27 protein-coding genes, 1 tRNA gene and 5 pseudogenes are annotated in these 24,731 nt (G+C 67.3%); 18 read left to right on the top strand and 15 right to left on the bottom strand.

Features of this window, described 5'->3' with window-relative positions:
- Nucleotides 1-129: 129 nt before the first annotated feature.
- A complete protein-coding gene (locus ACWCXB_RS27945) occupies nt 130-672 on the bottom strand; it encodes a hypothetical protein (protein WP_450726534.1) in 543 nt (180 codons plus the stop codon).
- A 276-nt stretch (nt 673-948) separates the two neighbouring features.
- Here ACWCXB_RS27945 and ACWCXB_RS27950 point away from each other — a divergent pair, with 276 nt between their 5' ends.
- The gene (locus ACWCXB_RS27950) at nt 949-1,077 is read left to right on the top strand and encodes a hypothetical protein (protein ID WP_450726535.1); all 129 of its coding nucleotides are present in this window, start codon (nt 949-951) and stop codon (nt 1,075-1,077) included.
- Nucleotides 1,078-1,314: 237 nt separating this feature from the next.
- Entirely contained in the window at nt 1,315-1,677 is a 363-nt protein-coding gene (locus tag ACWCXB_RS27955; protein WP_450726536.1) for a hypothetical protein, read from the top strand.
- Between the two features lie 60 nt (nt 1,678-1,737).
- Here the strand turns inward: ACWCXB_RS27955 and ACWCXB_RS27960 are convergent, their stop codons facing one another.
- The 3 genes and pseudogenes from ACWCXB_RS27960 to ACWCXB_RS27970 all read right to left on the bottom strand — a co-directional run bounded on the left by ACWCXB_RS27960 (nt 1,738) and on the right by ACWCXB_RS27970 (nt 3,642).
- Nucleotides 1,738-1,941, bottom strand: coding sequence for a cold-shock protein (locus ACWCXB_RS27960; RefSeq protein ID WP_450726537.1), 204 nt, complete (start codon nt 1,939-1,941; stop codon nt 1,738-1,740).
- 89 nt (nt 1,942-2,030) lie between these two features.
- Nucleotides 2,031-2,463: pseudogene (locus tag ACWCXB_RS27965) on the bottom strand (DUF4259 domain-containing protein).
- 165 nt (nt 2,464-2,628) lie between these two features.
- A complete protein-coding gene (locus ACWCXB_RS27970; protein WP_450726538.1) occupies nt 2,629-3,642 on the bottom strand; it encodes a hypothetical protein in 1,014 nt (337 codons plus the stop codon).
- A 258-nt stretch (nt 3,643-3,900) separates the two neighbouring features.
- On the opposite strand from ACWCXB_RS27970, the gene ACWCXB_RS27975 reads away from it, so the two are divergent.
- The 5 genes and pseudogenes from ACWCXB_RS27975 to ACWCXB_RS27995 form a co-directional block, all read left to right on the top strand.
- A complete protein-coding gene (locus tag ACWCXB_RS27975) occupies nt 3,901-4,101 on the top strand; it encodes a hypothetical protein (RefSeq protein ID WP_450726539.1) in 201 nt (66 codons plus the stop codon).
- A 41-nt stretch (nt 4,102-4,142) separates the two neighbouring features.
- Nucleotides 4,143-4,493, top strand: coding sequence for a hypothetical protein (locus ACWCXB_RS27980; protein WP_450726540.1), 351 nt, complete (start codon nt 4,143-4,145; stop codon nt 4,491-4,493).
- A gap of 34 nt (nt 4,494-4,527) precedes the next feature.
- Nucleotides 4,528-4,824 (top strand): hypothetical protein, encoded by a 297-nt coding sequence (locus tag ACWCXB_RS27985; protein WP_450726541.1) that lies wholly within the window; start codon nt 4,528-4,530, stop codon nt 4,822-4,824.
- A gap of 67 nt (nt 4,825-4,891) precedes the next feature.
- Complete coding sequence (locus ACWCXB_RS27990) at nt 4,892-7,687, top strand: TIGR02391 family protein (protein WP_450726542.1); 2,796 nt, start codon at nt 4,892-4,894, stop codon at nt 7,685-7,687.
- 244 nt (nt 7,688-7,931) lie between these two features.
- A pseudogene (locus tag ACWCXB_RS27995) lies at nt 7,932-8,162 on the top strand (hypothetical protein); the annotation flags it as partial.
- A gap of 33 nt (nt 8,163-8,195) precedes the next feature.
- Here ACWCXB_RS27995 and ACWCXB_RS28000 read toward each other — a convergent pair.
- Both ACWCXB_RS28000 and ACWCXB_RS28005 read right to left on the bottom strand, forming a co-directional pair.
- The gene (locus tag ACWCXB_RS28000; RefSeq protein ID WP_175430315.1) at nt 8,196-8,936 is read right to left on the bottom strand and encodes a class I SAM-dependent methyltransferase; all 741 of its coding nucleotides are present in this window, start codon (nt 8,934-8,936) and stop codon (nt 8,196-8,198) included.
- Nucleotides 8,937-9,043: 107 nt separating this feature from the next.
- The gene (locus ACWCXB_RS28005; RefSeq protein ID WP_450726543.1) at nt 9,044-9,286 is read right to left on the bottom strand and encodes an alpha/beta hydrolase family protein; all 243 of its coding nucleotides are present in this window, start codon (nt 9,284-9,286) and stop codon (nt 9,044-9,046) included.
- Between the two features lie 994 nt (nt 9,287-10,280).
- Between ACWCXB_RS28005 and ACWCXB_RS28010 the strand changes: the two genes are divergently transcribed.
- Both ACWCXB_RS28010 and ACWCXB_RS28015 read left to right on the top strand, forming a co-directional pair.
- On the top strand, nt 10,281-10,673 hold the full coding sequence (locus ACWCXB_RS28010) for a hypothetical protein (protein ID WP_450726544.1): 393 nt from the start codon (nt 10,281-10,283) through the stop codon (nt 10,671-10,673).
- A 517-nt stretch (nt 10,674-11,190) separates the two neighbouring features.
- Nucleotides 11,191-11,610: a DUF4913 domain-containing protein gene (locus tag ACWCXB_RS28015; protein ID WP_450726545.1), complete on the top strand. Its 420-nt coding sequence runs from the start codon at nt 11,191-11,193 to the stop codon at nt 11,608-11,610.
- Here ACWCXB_RS28015 and ACWCXB_RS28020 read toward each other — a convergent pair.
- Nucleotides 11,492-12,172 carry a type III effector protein gene (locus ACWCXB_RS28020; protein WP_450726546.1) on the bottom strand — a complete coding sequence of 227 codons (681 nt, stop codon included), beginning with the start codon at nt 12,170-12,172 and terminating at the stop codon, nt 11,492-11,494. The genes ACWCXB_RS28015 and ACWCXB_RS28020 overlap by 119 nt on opposite strands.
- A gap of 133 nt (nt 12,173-12,305) precedes the next feature.
- On the opposite strand from ACWCXB_RS28020, the gene ACWCXB_RS28025 reads away from it, so the two are divergent.
- Both ACWCXB_RS28025 and ACWCXB_RS28030 read left to right on the top strand, forming a co-directional pair.
- Complete coding sequence (locus tag ACWCXB_RS28025; protein WP_450726547.1) at nt 12,306-12,740, top strand: Hsp20/alpha crystallin family protein; 435 nt, start codon at nt 12,306-12,308, stop codon at nt 12,738-12,740.
- A gap of 92 nt (nt 12,741-12,832) precedes the next feature.
- Nucleotides 12,833-13,219, top strand: coding sequence for a DUF2267 domain-containing protein (locus ACWCXB_RS28030; protein ID WP_450726548.1), 387 nt, complete (start codon nt 12,833-12,835; stop codon nt 13,217-13,219).
- 472 nt (nt 13,220-13,691) lie between these two features.
- On the opposite strand, the pseudogene ACWCXB_RS28035 reads toward ACWCXB_RS28030, so the two are convergent.
- Together ACWCXB_RS28035 and ACWCXB_RS28040 are read right to left on the bottom strand one after the other, a co-directional pair.
- Nucleotides 13,692-14,928, bottom strand: a pseudogene (locus ACWCXB_RS28035) (PP2C family protein-serine/threonine phosphatase).
- A gap of 281 nt (nt 14,929-15,209) precedes the next feature.
- Complete coding sequence (locus ACWCXB_RS28040; protein ID WP_450726549.1) at nt 15,210-15,584, bottom strand: phosphatase PAP2 family protein; 375 nt, start codon at nt 15,582-15,584, stop codon at nt 15,210-15,212.
- 73 nt (nt 15,585-15,657) lie between these two features.
- Between ACWCXB_RS28040 and ACWCXB_RS28045 the strand changes: the two genes are divergently transcribed.
- Nucleotides 15,658-15,813, top strand: coding sequence for a hypothetical protein (locus ACWCXB_RS28045; protein ID WP_450726550.1), 156 nt, complete (start codon nt 15,658-15,660; stop codon nt 15,811-15,813).
- Between the two features lie 262 nt (nt 15,814-16,075).
- Here the strand turns inward: ACWCXB_RS28045 and ACWCXB_RS28050 are convergent, their stop codons facing one another.
- Together ACWCXB_RS28050 and ACWCXB_RS28055 are read right to left on the bottom strand one after the other, a co-directional pair.
- Complete coding sequence (locus ACWCXB_RS28050) at nt 16,076-16,456, bottom strand: hypothetical protein (RefSeq protein WP_450726551.1); 381 nt, start codon at nt 16,454-16,456, stop codon at nt 16,076-16,078.
- A 578-nt stretch (nt 16,457-17,034) separates the two neighbouring features.
- Complete coding sequence (locus ACWCXB_RS28055) at nt 17,035-17,574, bottom strand: 2'-5' RNA ligase family protein (RefSeq protein ID WP_450726552.1); 540 nt, start codon at nt 17,572-17,574, stop codon at nt 17,035-17,037.
- A gap of 198 nt (nt 17,575-17,772) precedes the next feature.
- Between ACWCXB_RS28055 and ACWCXB_RS28060 the strand changes: the two are divergent.
- From ACWCXB_RS28060 to ACWCXB_RS28075, 4 genes and pseudogenes are all read left to right on the top strand, one after another.
- A pseudogene (locus tag ACWCXB_RS28060) lies at nt 17,773-18,026 on the top strand (IS5/IS1182 family transposase); the annotation flags it as partial.
- Nucleotides 18,027-18,213: 187 nt separating this feature from the next.
- Nucleotides 18,214-19,037, top strand: a pseudogene (locus ACWCXB_RS28065) (glutamate racemase).
- 1,033 nt (nt 19,038-20,070) lie between these two features.
- Nucleotides 20,071-20,415 (top strand): hypothetical protein, encoded by a 345-nt coding sequence (locus ACWCXB_RS28070; RefSeq protein WP_450726553.1) that lies wholly within the window; start codon nt 20,071-20,073, stop codon nt 20,413-20,415.
- 913 nt (nt 20,416-21,328) lie between these two features.
- Nucleotides 21,329-21,508, top strand: a complete 180-nt coding sequence (locus ACWCXB_RS28075) for a hypothetical protein (protein ID WP_450726554.1) — start codon at nt 21,329-21,331, stop codon at nt 21,506-21,508.
- A gap of 55 nt (nt 21,509-21,563) precedes the next feature.
- Here the strand turns inward: ACWCXB_RS28075 and ACWCXB_RS28080 are convergent.
- Both ACWCXB_RS28080 and ACWCXB_RS28085 read right to left on the bottom strand, forming a co-directional pair.
- Nucleotides 21,564-21,641, bottom strand: a tRNA-Met gene (locus tag ACWCXB_RS28080).
- The gene (locus ACWCXB_RS28085; RefSeq protein ID WP_450726555.1) at nt 21,619-21,951 is read right to left on the bottom strand and encodes a hypothetical protein; all 333 of its coding nucleotides are present in this window, start codon (nt 21,949-21,951) and stop codon (nt 21,619-21,621) included. The genes ACWCXB_RS28080 and ACWCXB_RS28085 overlap by 23 nt, the downstream gene beginning before the upstream one ends.
- 15 nt (nt 21,952-21,966) lie before the next feature.
- Here ACWCXB_RS28085 and ACWCXB_RS28090 point away from each other — a divergent pair, with 15 nt between their 5' ends.
- Nucleotides 21,967-22,095, top strand: a complete 129-nt coding sequence (locus tag ACWCXB_RS28090; RefSeq protein ID WP_450726556.1) for a hypothetical protein — start codon at nt 21,967-21,969, stop codon at nt 22,093-22,095.
- Nucleotides 22,092-22,829, top strand: a complete 738-nt coding sequence (locus tag ACWCXB_RS28095) for a hypothetical protein (RefSeq protein WP_450726557.1) — start codon at nt 22,092-22,094, stop codon at nt 22,827-22,829. Before ACWCXB_RS28090 ends, ACWCXB_RS28095 begins: the two co-directional genes overlap by 4 nt.
- On the opposite strand, the gene ACWCXB_RS28100 is transcribed toward ACWCXB_RS28095, so the two are convergent.
- Together ACWCXB_RS28100 and ACWCXB_RS28105 are read right to left on the bottom strand one after the other, a co-directional pair.
- Entirely contained in the window at nt 22,830-23,336 is a 507-nt protein-coding gene (locus ACWCXB_RS28100; RefSeq protein ID WP_450726558.1) for an SMI1/KNR4 family protein, read from the bottom strand.
- A gap of 128 nt (nt 23,337-23,464) precedes the next feature.
- Nucleotides 23,465-23,713, bottom strand: coding sequence for an SCO4226 family nickel-binding protein (locus ACWCXB_RS28105; protein WP_450726559.1), 249 nt, complete (start codon nt 23,711-23,713; stop codon nt 23,465-23,467).
- Between the last annotated feature and the right edge of the window lie 1,018 nt (nt 23,714-24,731).

Consider the following 24,731-nt stretch of genomic DNA (forward strand, 5'->3'; position numbering starts at 1 on the left):
GTCGCCGGCGGTGAAGCCAGACACTCCGCGCCACGATCCGCAGATCACGAAGATGTCGGCAGGCTTCTCCCGGCGGCGAAGTAGTGGCCGACGTGCAGGGCTGGTTGGACGGCTGTGGGGTTGGCCTCGTCAGTCGTCGATCACGGCCCGCATCTTGCGGACGAGTTCGGCATCGCTCCTCCGGATGTCGGGGACCTTGTCGTCGCTCTGGGATTGGCCGTGGTCCTCGCCGCACGGGCACAGGCTCCAGCCTCTGTTATCGATCCGCGCGGCAACGTGCTCGATGATGTCGGCGGATTCGTCGAGTACGCCCACGGGGATCTGGACGCAGTCATCCTCGCGGTCAGCCCCGATCGCCAAGCCGAGTTCGAAGGCGAGGTCGGCGGCGTGCTGCACGGTGCGGGTATCGCCGTTGCTGGAGGCGTACTTGATGGCCTGGGTCAGGGCCATCAACGGGCGCGAGCAGGCCCAGCGGGGCAAGGTGACCGAGCGTTCGTCGATGCGAACCGGACGTACGGCGTGGACGGCTTCGGCTCCTTGTGTCGCGGGATCGCCCGCCTTGGCGATCTGGTCGGCGATGGCGGAGGGCTCGATGTTGCGCAGGGCCAAGCGGGGCTGGATGCCGTGGCGGTCGGCCACCATCGTCACGTTGTGGGCGAGGACGTTGTGCACAGCCACAGAGAACGACATCCATGCCGCGGGTCAGCAGCTCTGCCTCGGTCTGTGCGCCGCCAGGGCCGTGAACGCCGAGGATCACCACCCAGCGCAGCGGCAGGCGCCTCCGGGCCCGACCGCGGTCACGCCGGTCGCCCGGCCCGTCGCGGCCTCGTACATGGCGGTCAGCTTCGCTGGGTCCCCGGCAGAGTGCATATCGCCTCTATCGCCGCTACCGTCACCTCGGGGTGAGTAGCATCCCGCTGCAACACCCCACGACGAGAGCGAGCTGCCGTGTCCAACGAGCCGGACAACACCAACCTCGAGGATCAGTACGAGGCACAGATTGCGGCCGTTCTGGAGACCAACGAGCGGGAGCAGGAGCGCGTTCGCTCGCAGATCACAGATCTGCGCGCGGCTTGAGCGCGACCATGGGTTGCTGTCCACCGTGTGCGGAACGGTGAACGAAGTGTCGCCCGTCGATGAGGAACCCTCTGCCGTGGCGGAGTCGGAGGCCGAGGTGCCCAGCGTCGATGCGGATGCTGTCTCGGGTGAGGCAGCCGCGGCGCAGGCTGTCCCGAAGCAGCGGCGGGCGAGGAAGACGACCAGCGAGGCGCGCGGGAGCCGGAAGAGGGCGGCGCCTACGAACCTCATTCTGAAATGATCAGTAAGTCGGCGGGAAGTGCGAGGACCGGAGCGAAGGCGTCCACGGCGGCAGCCAAGAAGAGCGGGGGTCCTTCCCTGACTGACCTGGTCTTGGACCTCCTCACCAAGAGCGGCGAGCCGCGTTCGGTCAGGGAGATCGAGACCGAATTGGCGGTGGCCGACCCGCAGCGCAGCATCACGAAGACGCAGGTGGTGCGCAACTCGCTCGAGGCGCTCTTCGCCAAGGGTAAGGCGGAGCGGTCGAAGCAGGGCAGCTCGGTGTACTACACGGCGCGCGAGAACGATGCGGCGTCCGAAGCGGTTGGTGAGGTCGTAGCGCCCGAGGCGGCCGAGGAGAAGGTCGCTGCCGAGGTGTAGCCCGCGGGACGCGCGAGTGCCCGCCCCGGGACGCGCGGGGCGGGCACCACAAACGCTGGCTCAGGCTGGGGTGATGTTCTCCGCCTGCGGTCCCTTCTGTCCCTGGGTGATGTCGAACCTCACCTGCTGGCCCTCCCGCAGCTCACGGAAGCCGGTGCTGTTGATGTTGGAGTAGTGGGCGAAGACATCCGGGCCTCCGCCGTCCCGCTGGATGAAGCCGAAGCCCTTCTCCGTGTTGAACCACTTCACGGTTCCGCTGGCCATGCACGCCCTCCAAGGGACTCGATGTCGGCTACCTGGCTACGCTCACGACTTCGGGTTCTGGCTCAGCTTCCGTGCCGAGTGACGCTCCGTTATGGCTGGACATCGAAGAGAGCGATGGAAGGTTGCGGCGGGGCGAGTACAGCGCGAAGGCGGGTGAGCATCGCCCGCCATTGCTTCCAGTCCTCCGGGTCGACCCAATTTGAGGCCGGCCCCGCCTCGTCGCTGGCAATGCGAGCGAGGGCTTCGTCAGCGAGCGCCCGAAGGTCGGTGGGGAACGCGGGCAGGGGGTGTTTCCGGGCCGTAGGGCGTGTCGACGGGTTCGCCTCCGGGGCATTGCGCCGCGAGCAGTGCGGCGGCGGCCACCGCCTCTTCCGCTTCCGTGAGGTAGCCAGTGGCGTCGATCGTCCGGACGAGAACGCCTCGGATCAGGGCTTTGCGTGCCTCGGGCTCGGCGTCGTCGAGAGCGTTGGCGAAGTCCGCAGCTGTGTCGTTGTCGAAGGGGCCGGTATCCCAGGTGCCCATGCTGATCTCCTTAAAGGTGCTGGCCCGACCGGATAGCGTGCGGGGAGCCAAACGGGGAGCCCACCGCGCACTGACGGCTCGCTAGTGCCCACGACGAACCCTGCCGACGCGCGGCCCGGATCAAAGTCAGGACCGCCCTCCACCCACGCGATCTTCTGAGGCAGATCAGCGGCGAAGCGATTCGATCAGTGCGCCGCGGGCTGCCGCTGTGCGGATCGCCCGGTAGTAGATTCGTCTGTAGCCCGAGTAGTGCCAAGGAAGGGCGTCGACGTACCCGTCCACCTGGCGGAACTGCTCCAGCGCTTCCCGGTGCCGGCCCTGCTTGTGTAGGCAGTACGCCAGTAGGTGCCGCACGTCAGGAAGTCGAGGGTGGTCGCCGGCAGCGTCCACGTCTTCCAGGGCGGCATCGATCATGGCGCGGACTTCCGGTGATCGAGGGCCGGGGAGCACGGCAGACCTGGACAGGTAGGCCTCATACCAGGCGAACAGGGGCAACGCGGCCATCAGGCTGCCCTTGGGAGCGTCGGCGGAAGCCTGCTGCGCGAACGCGCACGCCAGTTCGTTCGAGCCGCGCCACTTGGCACTCCAGTACTGCAACGCGTTGAAGTGGGCCTCGAAGTGATGCGGTGCCCGGGCGATGACTGCATCCCACAACTCGCGCATCAGGTCATGGGGATAGCCGAGGCCGAGCGCCGTCCAGATCTCGGCGCTGTACGGGGTCGGGTCGTCCGGATTGAGGGAAGCTGCCACCGCTATTTCCTCGCGGGAGGCAACCAGTTGCCGATGGAAAGCTCTTAGGCGCCAGGTGGAAGTCTGGTTGGCGCGGGCAGCACCGCGCTTCTTCCACGCGTAGTGGATCCGGGCACGTGCTTTGACAATTGCCACATCCGGATCGCCGGGGCGGGCCGTGTCCCAGGCCCGCAGCCAGCGGCCCCTCATCCACCCGGTGAGGGAGGCCAGATGATCGACGTAGAGGGCACGTCGTTCCCAGTCCTGTGCGGCTCCGCCAAGCAGCTCCGCGGCAGGTTTCCAGACGCCGAAAGAGGCAGCAAAAAGCGCGCGTCGCAGACCAGGATCGGGGCCTGCGAGCTTCCCCCTCTGAAGCCTCAAGGGCAGGAGCTGGAACCAGATCAAAGCGCCGACCACGAGCAGGCCAACGGTGATGTCATCACGTGCCACGTCGAGATTCCTGTTCCGGTGTGTAAGGGGTATGGGGCGCGTTCCACCAGGAACTGGCCGGACCTGCGGCGTGGGGGAGCCATGCTTGGCGAGTGAGGAGTATGCCCGAGTGCTGATCACTGCGGCAATGGCGAGGTGGAAGGCGGACCTACCACGACAGGCCAAGGCCCGGTCGCCGGCAGCCGCAGCCGCCACGACCAACAGGGCCGGCAAGAACACGAGCGGCTCGAAGCTTGCTGGCGGGAACGCGCACCCTTGATGGGTCTGTGGCAGCGCGAGCGGGAAGGCAGTCGGCACCAGCCCCGGCAGCTGATCCATCACAGCGATGCGGGCAGTCAATACACGTTGTTCAAGCTGTCCACCCACCTGGACGTCGAGGGCATCGCGGCGTCCGTCGGCTCGGTCGGCGACGCCTACGGCAACGCGCTGATGGAGTCGACCATGTCAAGACCGAGCTGATCAAGCCCCAGCGGCCCTGGGAGACGCTGTCCGAGGTCGAATTGGCCACCGCCGAATGGGTCGACTGGTACAACCACCGTCGCCTGCACGGTGAGATCGGCCACGTACCGCCCGTCGAATACGAAGCCATCTACACCAGCAGAACACAAAACCCCAGCTCACAGCCACAGCCTAGAGTCTCGATCAAACCCGAAACGGTTCACACACCCCTGTGCCGCTACAACAGCCGCCCAGGGAAACTGACCGGCCAACCAATAGAACTGACCAACAGGCTTACGGTCACCCCGAAGCGAGAACACCGGAGCTCACAGACCCGTCCAGCTCCAGCCCGCAAGCAACGTCAAGCCCCTCGCCAGCACACAGCACACCGCCAGGCCCAACCAGCCAACTGATCAGCCCAGCTCAACACCCTGGACTCCGATCAGATTGAACGAGCCGCGACACCAGCCCTGGCCCCACGACCCGCAACTCGCCGCGCTCGACCCGTGGTGGAACCCACCCTGGCGAGCCAACTGGAACCACAGCTGGCACCAAGCCCACACCCACCACGCCGCCGGTCGTCCTCTCCCCGACAACACCACCAAATGGATCCGCACCCAGCAACGAGCCTGGAACCAGCTCCACCCCCACCAACAACACCTCCTCCTGGCCACCCTCGGCATCCACGGGCCCACACCCCTATGCCGCTACAGCAGCCGCCCAGTAGACCCGGCCAACCAGTGAGAAACCCTGATCACCGACAGTTGAAGAATTGGGGTCACGCACTCCTCGGTAGCGGAAGAATCCTCGTGTGACTGACGACGCACGGCTTGACGCCGGTACCCGAGAACTGCTTCAAGCGGTGTACGCCCTGATGAAACAGCGCGGTGACTGGCCCACTTTCACCGCGGTGGACCTGTGGGTCGACAGGCATCTGGGTATCGAGGACGCTCAGGCCGCGCTTCTCACTGTTCCTGACGCGTACTTGTTCCGCCCCTGGCAGGCGCACGGTTTCTCCAGCAACGACCCGGTCAGGCTGACCCTCAGAGGAGTCGCCGCATGCGATGAGGGGCCAGACGATCTGCAACTCCTTGAGCGGTTCGTGGCCTGGACAGTGAATCTCGAACTCAGTGATACCAGCCCGGCCGAGACCCCGCTCATCGCCAGCAGCAAGGCCTTCGCCGATCACGAGGGCCTGCACATCGACAGCCCTGACGACATCGACGAACCCCCCGCAGCAGCAGACACGTCCACGGTGTCTGACGACGCCGCGATTTCAGCCTCCCAGGCACCTGCGGATACGGAAGAGAAAGCGATTCCAGCGGAGGCAGAAGCCGCGCAAGGACAGGTAGCGCGCGTCAGGGTCCTTGTCGATCTGCTCCCAGGCTTCTGGACGGGCAGCGGCTGGGCGTCCAAAAGCCCCTGGCTGTGGCATCTCACCGTAGATCGGCCGCGCCTGCGGCCGTACCGGCACGTGCACGGTGTGGACGGACTCCTGGAGTACGCCGAGAAGATCGAGAGCGAGCGCGCAGCGGCGGCATCCGCAATGTTGCACAGGCTCAACGACGCCCAGCCCTTGGCCCACGCCGAAGTGCCGGCAGGGTTCGCCGAGGAGCGGACAACGCTGGTCCAGGACCACGGCCTGGACGTGCTGCTCAGTTTGCTGCGCGAGGAGATCGTGGACTCCTGCCAGGCCCCGCTGCGCGCTGACCTGTACGACGAGGCCGTCTTCGCCGCTTTCCGACGTCTGGAGGACGAGGTCCGGCAGAGGTCAGGCAACTCGGCAATCGGGGACATGCTGATCAAGGCCGCCTTCAAGGAGAAGCAGAACTCGATCCGGATCTCCGACCGCGATGGCGACATGGACCGCATGGTCCAGCTGTTCGCAGGCGCCATCGGACTGTTCAAGGGAGACCGTTCCCACAAGGACCGGCCGAGCCTGCCATGCGTGTCGCGTCGGGAGTGCCTTCGGATACTCGCCCACGCCAGTTCGCTACTGGACCTGCTCGATCGCGATCTCGACCGCGCGCCAGCGGTCCGCGGATACCAGTACGATCAGGGAGACCTCACACTGTGGGTCGAGCGGGCCGGAGCCCAAGTCCAGGTCTGGCTGGACGAGACGGTTCCGCTGACAACGCGCAGCTTCCAGCCGGGAACCCTGGTCGTCGATGTCTCCGCCGTCTCTCCCGGCGAGCACCGCGTCCACCTTGTCGACGGAACACGCCACGGGCCGGCGCACTCTGTATGGCTGGTGCGCGATCCACGACGCTCGACCTGGTACCGCATCACGGAAGTAGGCGTGCCGCTCTACGCAGACGCCCTCGGGCAACAATTGCTCGACGTGTCCGGAGTCCGGCTGGAAGTCCTGGAAGGGGGAGTCACCAGTCAGCGCGTTGCGCCCACCCGCGAGACCTACCAGGTAGGCCACTACGTCGAATGGCGCTCATCGCACTCCCGCGTGCAGGCCGGACTTGCTTGGGCCCGCGACCGCGACGGTGGTCCGCTCCGCCCCCTGGGTGATGCCTCTTACCTGCTTGACGGCCAGCCAAGCGCTGCAGTGCACGAAGAGCGTCTGATGCGGATCAGCATCGAGCCAGGAACGCTGCGTCTGCGCCGCGGTGAAGCCGTCCCGCTACGTGTACTGGGCCACTACACCGACGGCACGGCGACGTGGAGCGGACCGCTGAACAGCCCGGAAGTGGAGAGCACGGACGAGAAAATCGCGTTCTTCAAGAGCAACGTCGTCCGAGCCAAGCACCCAGGCCTCACCACTCTGCGCTGCCAGCACGACGGATGCTATGCAGAGGCCCACGTCGACGTGGCCGCCCATCCGCGCTGGACCGCCACCGAACTGCTCACGGGTCTCCCACCGGTCAGCGGTATCGCCTGCACCCCCCAAGGGCTCGTCGTCAGCACGCGCGGCCGCCACATCTGGCGAGTAGACGCGCGCGACGGGGCCTACCGCATGATCAGCGCAGTGCCCCTGGTCTCCGCACACGACCAGGGGACGGACACAATCGCTGCACGAGACGACGGAGAACTCGCCGTCCGTCTCCTCGGCGACCGCCGCATTCTGGTGCTGCACCACAGCAACGACTACCAGAGCAGCGAAATCGTGGCTCCCGAGGCAGAAGGCGTGCCCATGGCCGTCACATGGCACAGCGAAGCTCTGCTCCTCGCCATGCACGACGGCGCACTGTACCGAGTAGAACTGGACGGCACAGCAACAGAACTCACCCGCGTCCAGGGAACACCAGTCGCGATAGCCACCAGCGCAGATTCAGTTCACGTTCTCTGCGCACCATCACCAGGCCTCGCCACTGGAGAGGACTACAACAGCCTGTGGAGCATCCCACTCACCGACACCAACGCACCCACAGACCTCCTCCACGACCACAAACTCGCCGGACTCAACGGCATCACCCTCACCGGATCATCCATCCTGCTCAGCGACTTCAATGGAGGACGGCTCCTCAGCCTGCGCAACAACAAGATCCGCGAAGTCGCTGCCGGCCTCACCAACCCCGGCCAACTCGCCACCACCGCCACCGGCGACACCTACATCGCCGACTTCGGAGCCGGAGCCATCCACCGACTCCTGCCCTAACCACCACCAGACCCCGAGCGTGACAGCCCATCCACCGCGGGCAGACGAACCAACCCTCCCAGCCACCCGGCGAAAGTGATCAACCGGTCAACGAACCTGACCAAATATCATGAACACACAGCTAAGACGCCACCGCGCCCCACGCCCACACCGATCCCCAGCCCCTCCCCACAGCAAAAACAACCGAACCAACTACGTGATCAGCCCAGCCACAGCCCTACAGGGCGATCATGATCCCCGGGCGCGAACAGACGCGGAGTTCTACGACCTGGAGGCCGGCCGCCACGTCCCCCCGGACCGCGTGTGGTCGGCATGGCTGTGCGGCGACCACCTCGTCTCCGAGCGGCGCGAGGTACTGCGGCAGTTCGCCAACGGCATCGACGCAAACAACCAGCGGGTGCACCGCGCCTTCCTCGCCTCCGTACGCGTCCTCGGCGAAGGCGTCGACATCGTCGGCACTAGGGCCTGTCCGGCGAGGGGATGCCTTCACGTCTCGGCGCGGCGGAACTTACGGTTTGTGGGTTACCCAGAGCAGTTCCGCCGGCCAGCGGTGTGCCCAGTCGGGTGGGTCGGTTTCGTTGTAGCCGTTGGGTGTTCCAAGTTCGGGCCGCGGCTCGATGAGGTCGTCGATGATGAGACCCGCGCCGCGCAGGACCTTGACCCAGTCGCCGTAGGTGAGCTGATAGCTGGTCGCGCCGTCGTCTTCGGCGATGGTGTTCAGCCCGAAGTAGTCCTGCTGCAGCGTCGTGGTCACGCGGCTGGCGGCTTCGTCGTAGCAAGCTTCGAACCATGGACTGGCGACGTTGAACACCAGGCGCCCGCCTCGGCCCAAGACGCGTGCGGCCTGCGGGACGGCCAGGTGCGGGGGCGCCCAGCTGAGCCCACCGAAGTCGCAGAACACCAGGTCGAAGCTGTCGGCGGCGAAGGGGAGTTGTTCGGCGGCGCCTTGCACTAGCGGGTAGCGGGCCGCTCCCATCGCGCGGGCCGCTGCGGCGAGTTGGGCTTCGGACAGGTCGAGCCCGACCACGGTGGCGCCCTCGGCGGCGAGCGCCCTGGACCACTGGCCGGCGCCGCAGCCGAGTTCGAGGACGCGCTTGCCGGTGACGTCGCCCAGGGCGTGCAGGTGCGCGTCGGGGATGGAGTACATGCCCCACAGCCGGGGTGTGGCGCCGATTTGCGGGTCGTGCTCGTGCTGGTAGGCGCTGCTGATCTGGTTCCAGAGCCGCCGGTTGGCGGGGATGCTGTCCACGTGCCGACTCCAGCACTGCCTGCCGGGGGCGGTCAACACGATTAGGGCACTGGCCAGCCCTCGCCTCGGTCCGGCCCTGGCTCGGCCCATGATCCGCCGGACGAGCCCTAGTCCGTCAAGAACCCGGCAGCACGCTCGATCACCGCAGCCTGCCACGCCTGCGACTGCGGGTTCAGGTACTGCGGATCCTCCTGCACGGCGAACCCGTGCTGCGCGCCATCGAGTTCCATGAGCTCGGCCGGCCCGCCGAACACGGGCACGTAGCGACGGGAGGACTCGACGGGGACGAAGGTGTCCTTCGTCCCGTGGATCCAGCAGCGCAGGCGCCCGCACAGCGCGCAGGAAGACATCCGGGTCGAGGTAGAACACCTCGTTCAGCAGCCCCCTCCCCAACTCGAACGGACTCTTCTCCGTGAAGCCCTGCTCATCCAGCGCGCGGGCCGCCGTGGTGGAGATGTAGTCGCCGTCGAAGTACGGCCGGCTATCGACGTAGCGCTCCCGGTAGTCCAGGCGGGCGTTCAGCAGCACCAGGCGCCGTCCTGCGGCCGGTACGCAGCGTGCAAGGCAGCAGCACCCCGAAGAGCGACGCCGCGATCACATGAACCCGCCCGGAGCCGCTCTCAGACCGGAGGTAGTCACAGGCGGCTCGGATGTCGTTGGTGATGCCGGCGATCGTCACCTCTTGTGAACGGCCACCGCTTGCTCCGTGGGCTCGGAGGTCGAATCGCAAAGATCGCACCCCGACCTCCGCCAGGCGCTCGGCGAGCCTGGTGAAGAAGCCACCCTCATTCCTGTCCACCCCAGCCCCGTGCACGAGCACGGCATGTCCCGACACCGGCCCGTCCGGAACGATCAGCGAGCCGGACAGGGCAGTGCCGTCCAGCGGCCGCAGCAAGGTCTCCAAGTTCGTAGCCATGCCCCTGATCGTAGGGAGCAGCCAGCCCGAAGACGCCGGAATGCACATGCTACGCCTGGAAGTTGCTGTGCCACTGGCACAAGGAGCAACCGACGCAATTCGCTGACCTCCTGAAACGCGGCTTGTTCCAGGTGGAGATCCCGCGATGGGACGTGGGGAATCCCGGGCGGCCCGGCCGGAGCAGTTCAGGCATCGCCTGCTGCAGTTGCAGCCGACTTGGGCTCGTGTAGTGGGCCCCCATCTTTGTGAGCAATCTGGCAAGTGGTCTGGAGAATCGTGCGACTGGCGGGGACGGGGCGCCACTGGTTCGGAAGACGCTGGGGCAGCTCTACACTCACAGCATCCAAGCTGAACAACTGTCAAAGAAAGTAACTACCTTGTGTAAAGCACGAATAGCTACTGTCCTCGGAGGTGTCGCCGCCGCGACCTTGCTCACGATCAGCAACGCCTCGGCCGTCAACTTCGAGATCGACCAGGCCGACGCCACGCCGTATGACGGGAGTGTTCCGTCCGCTATGGCGTGCGCCCACAACTCAGTGGGGTCGGGCTGCTTCCGCGAGGTCGGGGACTGGTTCGAGGTCGTCGACGAGAAAAAGGACGGGCACGCGACCCTCGTTGCCTGGCGCAGCGTCTACCCCCAGAGCCAGGCGACCATTCGGCAAGGAACCATCTGGAACACCGCTGGCTTCCAGACGTACCGATGGCAGAACAAGGACCTCGCCGAGGGATACATCCTCGAGATCCGGGTCTGCGCTGGCGAGTGGCACAACAAGCATGTCATCGACAGCACCTGCAGCGCATGGAAGACAACCAAATCCTGAAACCGCCGCGGCAAGCCGCGGGCCCTCGGCCCGCGGGCCATCCCCGAAAGCGGCCCTTGAAATCGGCCGGAAAGCGGGAGCATGGTCCCGCGCTGGTGACCGGACGGTCAGTGTTTCGTTGATCGCAGCGGCCCGCTCTGCTGCTGTGGCGCGCCGCAGGCCGGGCCGAAGCCTCTTCCACCTCGGCAAGGAGTTGGGGCTCTCGGCCTGGCCGTACCCCCATGGCCTGCAACGCCTCCCTCTGCGAGCGCCGTGGCCGCGGACGCTCCCGGGCGAGGCGGTGAGTTGCTCGCGGGTGGAGTTGACGGGGGTGTTGCTGGCTTCGAGGTACATGACAGCGACGGCGCAGGCGACGGTCAGGTTGGAGCGTTCCAGCCAGCGGCAGCGGCCCACTCGTGCAGCAGGGCGGAGATCACTTCCGTGATCGGCATCTCGACGTCGTGGGCATGAGCCAGGGCGAGGATTGCCTCCGCGGACTTGACGCCCTCGGTGGTCTGCCGGGGGGCCGGTGGAGGGCGTGCCCGTCCCCGGGTACCTGGCCGAACCGTCGCACGATGCCCGCTGGTGCCACCTGTGGTTCGAGCACTCCGTCGCCATCGCCCGACTGCACGCGCTGTGGCTGGCTTGGCAGGAGCTGACCGACCCGGCCACCTGCGGCTACACCGGCCCTAGCGTGTGGCACCGCGACCATCTGGACCCCTGCATGGGTGAGCTACGCAGTCCCAGCGGCGGGACTGTCCTGAAGTTTGTGTATGCCCCGGGTGGTGACGCGCAGGGCTTGCCGCGGATCGAGCGGGAGGATCCCGAAGTCGCGGAGATCACGTTCTGTTCTGGCGCTGGTCGCCGCTGTGCAGGCGGAGCCGGTCGGTGTGGCGGGCGACGTCATCGACGCGCGCCGCGAGGTCGGGGTGGTCGGGCGCCAGATACGCGTGCGTGACCGTCAGGGGGGCGATGAGGGCGGCAGCGTCGTTGTCGGCGAGGGCGGCGGTGAGCTCGACGAGTGGGGTGCGGGCGGCGGCGGGGAGGTCGGTGAGCGCGGTGATCTGGCCGGCGAGCTGGCGCAGGTCCCCGGCGTTGGCCCGGGCCCAGGCGGTGACGGTGCGGTCGGCGGCGCGGCGGTCGCGGGTGGCCCGTACCCGTTGTTCGCCCGTGGTCCCCGGGTTTCCGGGGCGTACGCGCAGGTAGCGGCGTTCCGCGGCCTGGCGGCTGGAGACGCCGAGGGGGCGGGCGAGGTCGGCCCAGCTGGCGCCAGCCTCCCGGGCCGCTTCGATCAGGCCCGCTTCCCACTCGGCGAGCTGATCGCGCGCTTCGCGGAGCAGCAGGAGCGTGGCGAGTACCTGCTCCGAGCTGGCCTGGCCGGGCTCGGGGCGCTCCCCCTCCCGCGATATCTGTGCGGTGCGCAGGGCCTCGTGGATCGTGCTCAGCGCCGCGGCGGCGGCGAGGAAGGACGTGGGAGCGAGACCGCGGACGCGGGGGCTTGGCTGATCGTCAACGGTCATGGAGCCTCCAAACGCAGTGTCGTCATCTCGACGACGGGTTCCACTTGTCATCGCTTGGATGACATGTTACAACGATGGCAGGTGAACGCATTGGCAGCAAAATGCCTGACCTGAACGCTGGAGGTGTTTCACGATGTTGATGCGCACCGACCCGTTCCGTGAGCTCGATCGACTCACCCAGCAGCTCCTGAACACGACCGGCACCTGGTCGCGGCCGTCGGCGATGCCGATGGACGCCTACCGTGAGGGCGAGGAGTACGTGATCGCCCTCGACCTGCCCGGCGTCTCCGCGGACGCGATCGACATCGACGTCGAGCGGAACATGCTGACCGTCAAGGCCGAGCGGCGCCCCGTCACCAAGGCGGACGACGTGCAGATGGAGCTCTCCGAGCGGCCTCTGGGCGTCTTCTCCCGCCAGGTCATGCTGGCCGACACCCTCGACACCGAGCACATCAAGGCGGACTACGAGGCGGGCGTGCTGACCCTGCGTCTCCCGATCGCCGAGCGCGCCAAGCCCCGCAAGATCGCCATCGGTGGCGGCTCCACGCACAAGGAGATCAGCGGCTGAATCCCCTCTCAGCCGCGCCGGAGACGGGGAGACGGCCTTCCTTCCGGCCGCCCCCGTCCTCTCCTCGCCCCCGCACACGCAAGGGAGCAGCGATGACCATGCGGTGGGAGACGTTCCTGGGCCAGGTCAAGGAACGCGGCGAGTACGAGACCACCGAGGAAGCCGAGCGGGCTTCCCGCACGGTGCTGGCACTGCTGGGCGCGCACTTGGTGGGCGAGGTACGGGCGGAACTGGCCGCCCGGTTGCCGGAGGACTTCGCACTGATCCTGCTCAATCCGCTCCAGGCGCACGAGCCGCTCTCCCCCGAGCGGTTCGTACGGGCCGCTTCGGCATGGATCGAGGGAGCCACTGAACAGACCGCGGCTTGGGACGTGGGCGCTGTGCTCAGCGTGGCCGCGGGCGAAGAGCTCACCCGCCGCGTCCTGCTCCAGCTCCCGGCGGGCTACGACCTGCTGTTCGGCCACCCTCAGCGCGTATAGCCCAGAGGCAGCGACACTGCTTCCCCTGACCGAGCGACACCGGTGGCCGGCGGGCGAGCCCCCGGCCACCGCCTCGCGACCACCTCAGACGAGAAAGGCAACGGGCCGCGCAACCGCGGTGGCCCGTCGCCCTCCGGCCAGGTGAGCGAATGCCCCTAACGCCTATGTTCCCTTTCTGGTGGGGCAGAGCCAGCGGCCTGGCCGAGCCGGCGGCGCAGTTCGTACAGGTCGCGGACGTTGGCGAGGCGTGCGAGGCGGCGCAGGAGGTCGTCAGTGCGTGTGTCGCCTCCGGCCTGTACGGCGTCAACGATGGCTGCGATGACGTGGCTTGCGGGCGGATCGCCGGTTCGACGGTCGTCATGGTTGGCGCGTACCCGTCAAGTGGGCGGCTATGGGTCGCTCGTTGGGGTGACGGCTGACCGGTCTCAGCTCCGGGTCAGAGGTGCTGCTGTGTCGTCCTGACACTTGAGATTCAGCTGGTCGGACTGCGCAGGGCAAGGACGGCCATGTCGTCGCGGCCGTCGCTGGGGTGCTGGTCGGCCAGGGTGCGGACGAGGTCGTCCAGCGGGAGTGCGGCGTGGGCGCCCGTCAGCTCGGCGAGGGCGTTCAGGCGGTCGTCGATGGGGTGTTGGGGGTGTTCGACGAGGCCGTCGGTGAAGAAGAGCACGGTGGCGCCGGGTGGGACGGGGTGGGTGTGGTCGGGGCTGTGAAGGTCTGGGTCGACGCCGAGCGGGAGGCCTGCTTCGGCGTGGAGGTAGGTGGTGCGGCCGTCGGGGGTCAGGAGCAGGGGCGGCAGGTGGCCTGCGGTGCTCCAGTGCAGCATCCAGTTCTGGGGCGCGGGTTCGATCCGGGCGAGGCAGGCGGTGGTGACCGGAAGGTCGGTGATGTCGTCCACGGTGCGGTCGAGCTGGGTCAGCACCGCGCTTGGCGGGGTCTTCCGGTCGTACAGCAGCGCCCGGAGCATGTTGCGCACCTGTGCCATGGCGGCTGCCGTGTGCAGGTCGTGCCCCACGACGTCGCCGATCACCGCGGCACAGGCGTCGTCGGGCAGCAGGACCGCGTCGTACCAGTCCCCGCCGACACTGGCCGGCTCGGCGGCAGGCCGGTAGACCGCGGCACCAAAGAACGGTGCCAGGTCCGGCAAGGCGGGCAGCAGGAGCCGCTGGAACAGCTCGGCGCTGTCACGCACGTGCGCGAACAGGCGGGCGTTGTCGATCGCGATCCCGGCTGCGCCGGCCAGAGCGCGGACGATTTCCTCGTCGTCCTTACAGGTCGCCGTAGATCTCGCCGCGGACGCTGATCGCCACCCCGAGCAGAGTCCGCATCGGCGGGTGGCCGGGCGGATAACCGACCGAGGACGGATGGGCGGGGATGTCGTCGACCCGCAGCGGCTCGGGATGGTGGATCAGGTGTCCGAGCACGCCCCGCCCGTGCGGGAAGCCGACGCCGGCGAGCGCGGCACGTTCCTCGTCGGACAGTCCGGCGGTGATGAACTGCTCCAGATGCTCCCCCGACTCGTGCAGCACGCCGAGCGCGCCGTAGCGGGCCCCGACGAGGTCCATGGCGGCGGTGACGATGCGGTGCCGGACCGTGGGCAGGTCCAGCTCGCTGCCGATGGCCAGCACCGCGTCCAGCAGCTTCGGCAGCCGGTCCCTCGTCCTGGCCAGGGCGTGCAGGCGTCCGGCGATCTCCCCCAGATGATCGTCCATACGCAGCCGCAGATCCGGCAGACCCGATCCGCCCGCCGACTCCGCCGCCTCTTCCTCGGCCATCACGGCATCACCCAGCTCATCAAGGTCAACAGTACGGAGAGCGACAGCGCGGTGCGCGGCCACGGCGGCAGCACCAGGCGCCTCCACCGGCGAGATTCACGCGGCGCGCATGAGCTGCTCCGCTTGTTCGACCAGCTCGCCCGCTGGCTCCTGGATGTGCTGGCTGGGCGGGTGGTCAGTGGGGTTGGGCATCGTCTTCGCGTTCCTTTCCGGTGTTCCTAGCGGCGCATACACGCCCTTGGCCTGCTCATCGGTCGAATGAGGTGGCGCAGCAGCAGGCGGGGAGCGCGGTGGACCAGCCAGGCGGCCGTCAGGCCGATGGCTGCCCCGGCCGCGACGTCGCTCAGGTAGTGCGCCCCGCTGTGGACGCGCGGCCACCCGATGCTCTGAGGTGGGCCAAACGTGCTCTTCTGATCTCCCCGCCCTTCGTGTGATCTCGCTCGGCGTGTCGGGATGGGAGTTCTGTTCGAGGAGAGTCTGCATGAGCTACGAGTTCGGCCTGTTCGGGGGCCTGGATGCTCACGCGGGAGGAAGACGTGGATGCCTACGCATTGCGTCGTCAGGGTTGGTCGATCTCGGCGATCGCGCGGCATCTGGGACGTGATCGCGCGTATCTGAACGGGCCGACAGGTGCCGGGGCAGCGCCGTCAGAGCCCGGATGCCTTCGTGCCGTTTCTGGAGTACTGCCGGCAGCGGCTGACGGACGATCCCCATCTGTGGGCCTCGACCCTGTTCGACGAGGTCAAGGGCCTGGGCTATGAGGGTGGGTACTCGACGTTCACCCGCGCGCTTCGTCGCTATCAGGTCCGGAGGAGCCGATGAAAAATTGCGGCTCGCCGGGTGACGGAAGGACGGGACAGCTGTCGAGCGTCGGCGTGCGGGGCGGCCGCCACGAGCCCGGGGACCGCCCCTCAATGGGTCAGCAATCGCCGGGCATTCCTGGACCTCGGTGACGAGAGCAACGGCGCGCAGCAGCAGTGCCGGAAGGGACGACAGCGGCAGGCCAGCGGTTTCGGCTCGCTCGCCGGCCCTCCGTATCTATGGAAGATGAGGAACACTGTGCGGGAATCGGAGATCCTCCGTCTCACCCGCCGGGCGTGTTCCGTCGCAAGATCTCGCGAGCGAACTTCTCCGCTCGTTCCGCGTTGGAGATGACGTGAGTCTGCTGCCTGGGCCACCACGCCAGTTCCACGAGAAAGAAGGTGACCACCAGCCACGACATCACTGTCTCCCAGGCTGATCCGGTGAAGGTGTCGGTGAACGCGAGGGCCACGGCCAGTGCGGCGAAGAGCAGAACCACCCAGACGCGACCCTGTTCCCGAACTGTCCGCAGACCGCCGCTGTAGTCGATGACTGCGGGCGCCAGTCGGGCATCACCGATGTCCTCACCACGTCGGGTGGCGCGAACCACCGCTACCCGGTCGGCGGAGTCCAGGTCATCGGCTCCGGGCCAGGCTCTGCTCATCCGACGGGACACCCTGATTCCGTAGAAGGTGCTCAGCACCAGGGCCGCCAGGAACGCACCTACCCATGATCCCGACTCGGCAAGCACCAATGCGCCGAAGAAGATCCCGGCTGGAAGGCCGATGCTCACTGCCCTACAACCCGGAGTGCCTCGCCATGCCCAGCTCGGGACCGCAATCACAGGTTCATGCTGGCGGTCGTCGGTCCGGGAAGCAATCACCCATACCGGCGGCGCCGGGCACGCGGAGGTTCGCGCGGGGTCTCCACACTGCTGAGCGGGATATCCTCACAGCGGTAGCCGAGTTACAGCAGGTCAGTGCGTTTCGTCGGTTCACCGTCGGCCCCCACTGCGAGCCATGTCATGCCGCGACCGGCCGGAACGTCGCGGTTCGCGCATCCGCCCGGCGAGGAGATCCAGTTCGACTGGCTGGAGCTGCCGGACCACCGGGACCTGGGGAGTGGGTGAGCACGCCCATCTGCTGGTCGGGGCGCTCGCGCACTCGGGCCGGTGGCGGGCGGTGCTGGCGGAATTGCATGAGTCGTCCTGGACCGAAGATCCCGCCCTTGTCGTTAGCTGCTTCATTCTCCGAGTGCGAACGACGCCCGTTCTTGCCACTTCGTGCCGTCGTGCACGATGAGTTCAACCGACGAGACGTAAGACGTGAACGGGAGCCTGCCGGCGAGGTCGGCCTCGATCTCCTCCAGGACGGCGTCTTCCTGACCTTGAGCGATGGTCAGGTGCGGCACGATCTCGGCGAACCGGCCGCCATACGGCGGAGCCTCAGGCCAACGATCAGCGATCGCCTCCGTGAGCTGCCGCAACTGCGTGTCAGGCTCGGGGACGAGATACAGCACTTCCGGGAGTCGTCCACATCTCTCGAACCGCAGGTCAAAGGCCTGGTAGCTTCCCAGCACGTCCGCGAGAGCGGAGTAGACGAGCGCATCTATTCGGCTCTCGTCGAGGAACGGGAAAAGCACGGTGACATGGGCTGGAACCCCGGCCTGGGCTGAGGGGTCGAGCCGTTCACGCCACCTGCGGACGGACGGCTCCGCCTCGGGGATCCGGACGATGAGCCCCGTCTGGCCCGCCTGAAAAGCACTGGTGCTGTCATCTGCCATGACACCGCATGGTGTCACCTCTGCCCCAGACAGCACGGCTGTTTTTCCGCTGAACGATCACGCCGATCTGCGAAGCAGGTCGACGAGCGGGACGCCCAAGACGCTGCCGCTATTTCCCGTGAACATCCAGAGTGCCGATCATCACTGAACGTCGCCGGAACCCACGAACAAACGCTGTCGGTTGAAGTGAACGAAGCCACCCGCGCCCTGCTCGACGAACGCGGCCTGCACGGCCGCATCGCACACAAGGGCGAGAAGGCTCCCATCAAGGCAAGCCAGAGGTGGCACGTCGAACGCACCACGCCTGGCAGAACGCCTTCCACCGCCTCGCCCGCTGCTACGAACGCCGAGCCACCGTCATCAATGCCTTCTTCGACCTCGCCGACACCATCATCATCGTGCGCAGCCTGATCCGCCGAGCGTGGACCACTCACCGCTGGGATGACCGCCCCGCCGCCGCCCATGACAGACCACCATCCACGCCAGCTCCAAGTCGCGTGCGCGAGAAGCGCTCGGCGGGAGCGGGCTCAAACGGAGCCTTCACCAGCCACCACGCCTACTCATTCAGGGAACTTCACAGTGGTCCATGAGCCGTACCAGTCCAGCCAGGCGGCAAGACCGGGCTGGTAACTTGACCCAATGACGGTGGCATTGATCGACTGAGGGTTTGGCCTCCTTTCCACTACAGGCTGGCTTCGGCACCTCGCCCCGGAACTCGATCTGATTCTGCTTCTGGACCCCGACGGCGCCCCCTGGGGATCGAGAACGGCCTCCTTCGTCACGGACCGTCTGCTCACCGCCGCTCAACTGGCCGTCCAACGGGGCGCGGAGGCATCGTGGTCCCCTGCAACACCGCCACCGTCACCGCTGTCGACGCTCTGCGCGAGAGGTTCGAACCGCGCGTACCCGTGATCGGAACCGTGCCCGCCGTGAAATCGGCCGCAGCACACGGCCAAGGCATCGCCGTGTGGGCAACCGTCCGGACCACGTCGAGTGACTACCAGGAACGCCTGATCGCGGACTACGCGAACGGCCGGCCCGTAGCGCGTGTCGCATGCCCCGGTCTGGCCGAGGCGATCGACCACGGCGACATGGCCGCAGCAGCGGCAGCCATCGCCGACGCGGCCGAGCGAACCCCCCAAAATTGCGACTCCGTGGTGCTGGGATGCACGCACTACCCCCTGGTGACGCCAGAGATTCTGCAGAGCCTGCCCACCGGAACCACCCTGTACGACAGCGCGGAGGCAGTCGCCCGCCAAACACTGCGGCGATTGGACCGAACCACGGAATCGCACAGCACCATGGGCTCCATCGACGTGGTACTCAGCGGTCGCCGCGGAAACCTCCCAACAGGCGCCCACGCCTACCCAGTGGGCCGCGCCCTCGCCGCAGCAGGGCGGGTACCCCGCGAAATTCTCATCTCCGCCGCAACTCGCTCCCCGATGGCTGCACCGGCGATCTGACAAAGCCCCAGATCCTCTGCACCCTCGGCCAGGCGCACAGCCACTCCGTTCGAGGCAGACCCCGGATGATCACAGGGCGTGGCAGCTCTGTGATCACCCAGCCTGTGCCCTGGTTTCACGACGGGGCTCCCCACCGCGCCTATCTGCGCGGCCTCTTAGCTGTCCAGGCGCCGTCCAGTTCGCCGCTCTCGCGGCGCAGGCGGAAGACCTGGCCGGCACCGGGGAACAGGGTGCTGTCGGTGGGTGCGGAGCGCAGGGTCCGCCGTTCGGTCCGGCCGCGCCCGCGGTCGTCCTGGGTATCGGTGGTCTCGGTCCACTCGCTGTCCGGGCCGGCGAGCAGGGCCTGGCGGCGGCGTGAGCCAAAGGCTGATTGCCCTTCAGGATGAGGACGTAGTGGGCACCGTGGGTCTTGGTGACCAGGCGGGCTGTCTTCTTGGCCGTGTGCAGGGCGTCCATCGTGAACACCATGCCGGGGGAGGCGAGTCGGGAGAGCAGGGTGCGGACGACAGTGACGCGACACCGGCCACTGCGAGCATTAGTTGCAAAACCGCAGGTCAGAGGCGTTGTATCGACGCAACCATTATTTCGGAGGTACGATCCCCGCCAAATTGCTCGCTACAGCGGCGAGTTCAGCCACCAGGAGGAACGGCCATGGCGAAGGTCACGAGCTTCCCGTCTGCGGGAAGTACACGCTCCAGCCGTACACCACCAACCAGCTGAAGTGCTCCGACCCCAGTTGCGGCACGATCGTCAAGAAGGATCGAGTCTCCTGAACCGGAGGCCGACCGACACCACCGGGGAACTGAGGACTGAATGAGCGAACGCTTCCCAGACGTCGACTGGTACTGCGACAAGTGCGGAGAGCACCTCAACGGTCAAGCTGGCTTCGATGACCATCGGTACACGTGGAAGTGCGAAGAGTGCGGACACAAGAACAGCATTTCGAGGGACAACATCTACGACTCCCACGAGGACTTCCACGGATCGCCATGACCCGAGGTCGTCTGCTCACGAATAGCGCACGGAGGACTTGATGGCGTTCGATACGAGTGACTATGACGAGATTCGCTCGATGAAGCGTGACGAATGCTATTACTTCACTTACCCAATCGAGTACATCATCGATCGGATAGGCGACGAGAACTCGGACGACTACGTGATCGGAAACACAACGATCGACGTTCAATTTGACTGGTATGACGGTGACGACAGCCAGGCGCCCGGCTACCGACTAAGTTACAAGGTCAACAACTACGACCAGATCCCGGTCGGCTTCAACGGATCAGAATCTGATCTGCTTGACCAGATCTACTCGGACATCCAAAGCGACTTGCGCGCTTCCGGGATCGAGGTCGGCGCGGTCGAATCCTGGTTCTAGGCGAATCCTGTCTGTTTGCCGTCCGGCAAGCGGAGCCAGATCGTCGGCCTACGACACACCCTCGCCAAGTACCGCAGTGATACCGCAGGAGAGCCGTCACCAGGCCCACGGCTCCGGCGAAGTTCCGAGTTGATGACTTCTCCATTGGGAAGCCACTCCGGATTGACGCCGCCCCTTGGTACCAGATCCACATCCCGCCGAGGGCGGAAGTCCGTCCGCTCTCGTCGACGCCGACCATGTGGGCCGACTCGGGGCCCCCGCTTGTATCGGAGTCCAGTGGGATGACGAAGCGATGCTCTCCGAAGTCCAGGGCGAGGACCCGATCCGGATCCAGTTCATAGCCGTCGACGGTCTTGCCGATGTAGCAGCGCATGAGCTCCAGCGACCCCGGCGCAGGAAACTGCCACTCGCGGCCCCCATACACCCCCGAGGGGTCGCTCAAGGACCGCAATACCGGCCCGTCGAAGTGCAGCTCGACGTAGTCACGCACGAAGGACACGGCGCTGACCTCCAAGCCGATCAGCATCTGGAGCGGGTCTTCCGAGTCGTTCGCGATGTTCATCAGTCCATGCTGCCAGAGGCCTCCGCCCGCCTGATCACGTGGCCAACTAGCGCTCGACGTCACAATTGACGCCTCCTCTCGCAAACTGGAAGCCGGAACGGCTCGCAAAGAACGAGCCGGAACCGCCCCATCCCACCGCCGTGGGCTCGCAACCTACGAATCGGAGTCACACAGGATGCAGCCCCATCCGGGAGGTTGGCATCGTCGGCCAGGTTGTCGGTACCCGGTGGCAGGATCGCCCGGGGTGATCCGACCACGGACAGGGGGACGGCATGACGAGTACGTACGAGTGGCCGCGCGGTACGAGCAGCGAGGACCCCGCGGCCCTGGAGGCGTGGCTGGCCGGCACGGGTGGGAGATAGACCCCATGCCGGCGCGCGGGGGCCGACGGTCCAGGTGCGCCGGATCGGCGCGGCGTGGCAGGACGGTGAGCCGGGTCTGTTCATCCTGCCTGGCGAGACGGTGCAGTACGACGGCGAGCAGATGAACATCGCGCCGTCCCAGGTCGCGGCGGCCATGTCCGGCTCGTAAGTCCGGGCGCCACATGCTTCCGGCCCCCTCGACGGTGCGTCAAGGGGGCCGGAGTTGGTAGCGGGGGCAGGATTTGAACCATGCGACCTCTGGGTTATGAGCCCAGCGAGCTACCGAGCTGCTCCACCCCGCGTCGGTGAGCCCACTGTACGCCATCCGTCAGGCCCCGACGGGGAATTACGGACCGGGCCCGGCCGGAGGAACAGGAAGCGCGAGGCTTCCTGCAGGGGATTCGAACCCCGCGGTGGCACCGGGGGCGGTGTACACGGCGGCACGCAGCCCGCCCCGCCCCACTCCGCTGGTGCGCAGGGCCTCGCGCACGTCCACGTTCCCTCGCGACGCCCGACCTCGCCGGCGGCGCGGCGTGCCGGGAGGTTCTGGGCCGAGGTGGCGATCAGGTCGGTGGGCGTGCAGTCGAGGACATCGCAGAGCGTGGCCAGCACGGGCAGACTGACCGCATGAACCGCGATGACCTGGCATCCGCACTCGACCGGGAGGACAGCGACTCTGCACGTGCCGCCCTGGCCGAACTCCAGGCTGGCGCGAACTTCGAGCTCTTCCTGCACCCCGGCGCCCACACGACGTGATCGCTCCGCCCGGCGGACGCCACGGCCAGCGCACACCCCGGCCCGGCCCGAAGGCCGCTGGGAAATGGCTGCACGGATCGGTCATCCACGACGCCGCCACCGTAATCAAGGAAGCATTTGACCAGGCTGAGGCCCGCGACCCGGCACACCTACGTCCCTGGATCGTCCTTGTCGACGGCGCCCGGCACCAGCTCGACCTCATTCAGACCGAGGCCGCCCTGCGGGGCATCACCGTCCACATCGTCGTCGACTTCGTCCACGTCCTCGAATACCTCTGGCAGGCCGCGTGGTCGTTCCACGATCCCGGCGATCCCGCCGCCGAGGACTGGGTCGCGATCCAGGCCCTGACCGTGCTCACCGGAGGTTCCCGCCTGACCGCCAAGGCGATCGACCGGCAGGCCCGCATCGCGCGGTTGACGCCTGCCCGGCGTCACGGCGCCGATGTCTGTGTCCGCTACCTGACCAGCAAGGAGCCCTTCCTCCAGTACGACCGTGCGCTCGCCGCCGGCTGGCCGATCGCGACGGGAGTGATCCAAGGGGCCTGCCGACACCTGATCGCCACCCGGCTCGACATCACCGGCGCCCGCTGGGGCCTCGGCGGAGCCGAAGCCCTCCTCACACTCCGCGCGTTGATCAGCAGCGGCGACCTCGACGCGTACTGGCGCTTCCATCTCGCTCACGAACATCAAGTTCACGAGGACTCTCACCAGGACGGATGCCAGCTCGCAGCCTGATCAGCGTGCGGCGCAGTCCCTGCCGGACAACTCACGCTGCGGATAAGGCCCGTCGGGCATGATGCCGCGCAGCCAGTCGGTGATCCACTCGGCCAGCGACTGCCCGAGAGGGGCCAGGGCATGTTCGGTGCAGCAGAGGTTGGGGTCCCAGTCCCACATCTGCCCGTCGGCCGTCTTGAAATCGATCAGAGCCCACATGGCGCAGCCCCGGTCCATGAGCGGAACGATCCCCGGCGGGAGAGGACGCTCGGGATCAGCGAAGTCACGGTATGCCTCCGTGAGATCGGCACAGTCGCTGAACCAGTCGCCGGTGTCCGTCAGGGACACCACCTCCCAGGGCCCGAAGCCGCCGTCGGCGACTTCGAGGTAGGACCTTCGCAGGAGCCGGGGCATCGGGTGCCCCACCATCTGCTCCACCGCCCGGACATCATCCGCGGACGCAGGGTCGGGCAGTTCCCGGTCGGCAACATACGCACGGACAGCCAGGACGAGGTCGTCGTCAGTCACAAGCAGATCTTCGGCCACCTCAGACCGCTTGTCGATGGGCGAATCTCCTGCTCAACGCCTCCCTGAGTAGGAGCTACACCCTTCGGCGTATGCGGAACTGTGCGCGCATCTCTGCGCCGGGCACGGTGTCAGGCCGTGAGTGGCACCGGGTGGATCTCGTCCGCCGGGTGGCCGGCGCGCTCGTGAATGCGCTTCACCGCCTCCGCCGAAGGCGCCTCCGACAGGCAGTAGACCTCGCCGGACTGAGGGTCTGCCCAGGCCTGCTTGAAGTGCACCCGCTCCTCGGCCTCGATGGCCAGGTCCGCGCGGTGCGCTTCCCGCAGTTGCTCGTCCGTGATCCCCTTCATCCCGTGGTGAACGTCCATGAACTCGGGCATGATCACGCACCTCCTGATCGCCAGTACTTCCATGCTGCACCCGGATTCAGGAACCCACCTCATGAGGGACGAAGCGTCACCGGTCCGTCACCCGGGGCGGTCAAGCCCGAGAGGTCAGCCCGAGCGGTCACTTGGTGCGTGGGGCATCTCCCCGCGCGCCATCGGCAGCGGTCCCACGGCCCCGCGCTGCCACGGCGTTGCTAGTTCTCTTCGAGATCGGGCCCTGTGATCGCTAAGTGCTACCCAATACCGTCCTGGCGACCTGCCGATCCGCGTCCCGCTCATCCACGGGGAGACCACCGGCTCGTCCCTCACCCGTACGGCGAGTGCCAACGGTCTTGAACTCCCCCAGCTGCTCAAGGCGCTTCACCATGGCCGCTTGCCCGGCCGTTCCCTGGCAGACCTCCGTCCCAACATCCAGGAGGTCCTCCTCAGTGCCGACGCGGTGACCCACCTCGCCGCCCTGGTCGATCGGGAGGCGGAACAGCTCCGACGCGCTCTGCCCGGCCTCCACGGCGAACGGTTGCTGAAGGCTTCGGCGCGGCGGTGCGCGTCACCGCGTGGCCGGACGGGTTCGGCGGCGGGCCGCTGAAGGCGTGCCCGCTGTGCCTGGAGGACGGTGCGTGGCTGGTCGCGGCCGGGCACCGGTGGCGCCCGTGCTCGTGCGGGCGACGCTGGCAGTGCGGGGACGACAGCGGCTACCTCATCGACACCACGCCCCTGCCCGAGCGCACGAGCGTTGCAGTGGCACCGGGCCTTCGACCACCGGCTGGGGCCGGCCGGGGGCGCCCCGGCCGCCGACGCCCACCAGGTGACGCTGTGGTGGTGGGCCTCGAAGCAATTCGCCCGCGACCTGTGGCGGCAGCGGGAAGACGCGCTGGGTTCGGGCCCAGCCTCCGGCGCCGACAGGTGGCCCCGGCCGTCGTCTACCCCGAAGCGGTGCGCCTGGCCGAAGCGATGCACCAGTGGGAGATGCGGCGCGCCGCCGACCCGCACGCCTCGCCCCGCGAGTGGCTCG

The sequence above is a fragment of the Streptomyces sp. NPDC001514 genome, from assembly GCF_053597075.1.

What these genes read in the sequence shown, in the direction of transcription:
- ACWCXB_RS27955 (WP_450726536.1), top strand. Translation starts at nt 1,315, where the DNA reads ATGATCAGTAAGTCGGCGGGAAGTGCGAGGACCGGAGCGAAGGCGTCC.
- ACWCXB_RS27960 (WP_450726537.1), bottom strand. Translation starts at nt 1,941, where the DNA reads ATGGCCAGCGGAACCGTGAAGTGGTTCAACACGGAGAAGGGCTTCGGC.
- ACWCXB_RS27975 (WP_450726539.1), top strand. Translation starts at nt 3,901, where the DNA reads ATGGGTCTGTGGCAGCGCGAGCGGGAAGGCAGTCGGCACCAGCCCCGG.
- ACWCXB_RS28005 (WP_450726543.1), bottom strand. Translation starts at nt 9,286, where the DNA reads ATGTCTTCCTGCGCGCTGTGCGGGCGCCTGCGCTGCTGGATCCACGGG.
- ACWCXB_RS28020 (WP_450726546.1), bottom strand. Translation starts at nt 12,172, where the DNA reads ATGACCGTTGACGATCAGCCAAGCCCCCGCGTCCGCGGTCTCGCTCCC.
- ACWCXB_RS28025 (WP_450726547.1), top strand. Translation starts at nt 12,306, where the DNA reads ATGTTGATGCGCACCGACCCGTTCCGTGAGCTCGATCGACTCACCCAG.
- ACWCXB_RS28030 (WP_450726548.1), top strand. Translation starts at nt 12,833, where the DNA reads ATGACCATGCGGTGGGAGACGTTCCTGGGCCAGGTCAAGGAACGCGGC.
- ACWCXB_RS28040 (WP_450726549.1), bottom strand. Translation starts at nt 15,584, where the DNA reads ATGCCGCGCGATCGCCGAGATCGACCAACCCTGACGACGCAATGCGTA.
- ACWCXB_RS28050 (WP_450726551.1), bottom strand. Translation starts at nt 16,456, where the DNA reads ATGAGCAGAGCCTGGCCCGGAGCCGATGACCTGGACTCCGCCGACCGG.
- ACWCXB_RS28055 (WP_450726552.1), bottom strand. Translation starts at nt 17,574, where the DNA reads ATGGCAGATGACAGCACCAGTGCTTTTCAGGCGGGCCAGACGGGGCTC.
- ACWCXB_RS28070 (WP_450726553.1), top strand. Translation starts at nt 20,071, where the DNA reads ATGGCGTTCGATACGAGTGACTATGACGAGATTCGCTCGATGAAGCGT.
- ACWCXB_RS28090 (WP_450726556.1), top strand. Translation starts at nt 21,967, where the DNA reads ATGAACCGCGATGACCTGGCATCCGCACTCGACCGGGAGGACAGCGAC.
- ACWCXB_RS28105 (WP_450726559.1), bottom strand. Translation starts at nt 23,713, where the DNA reads ATGCCCGAGTTCATGGACGTTCACCACGGGATGAAGGGGATCACGGAC.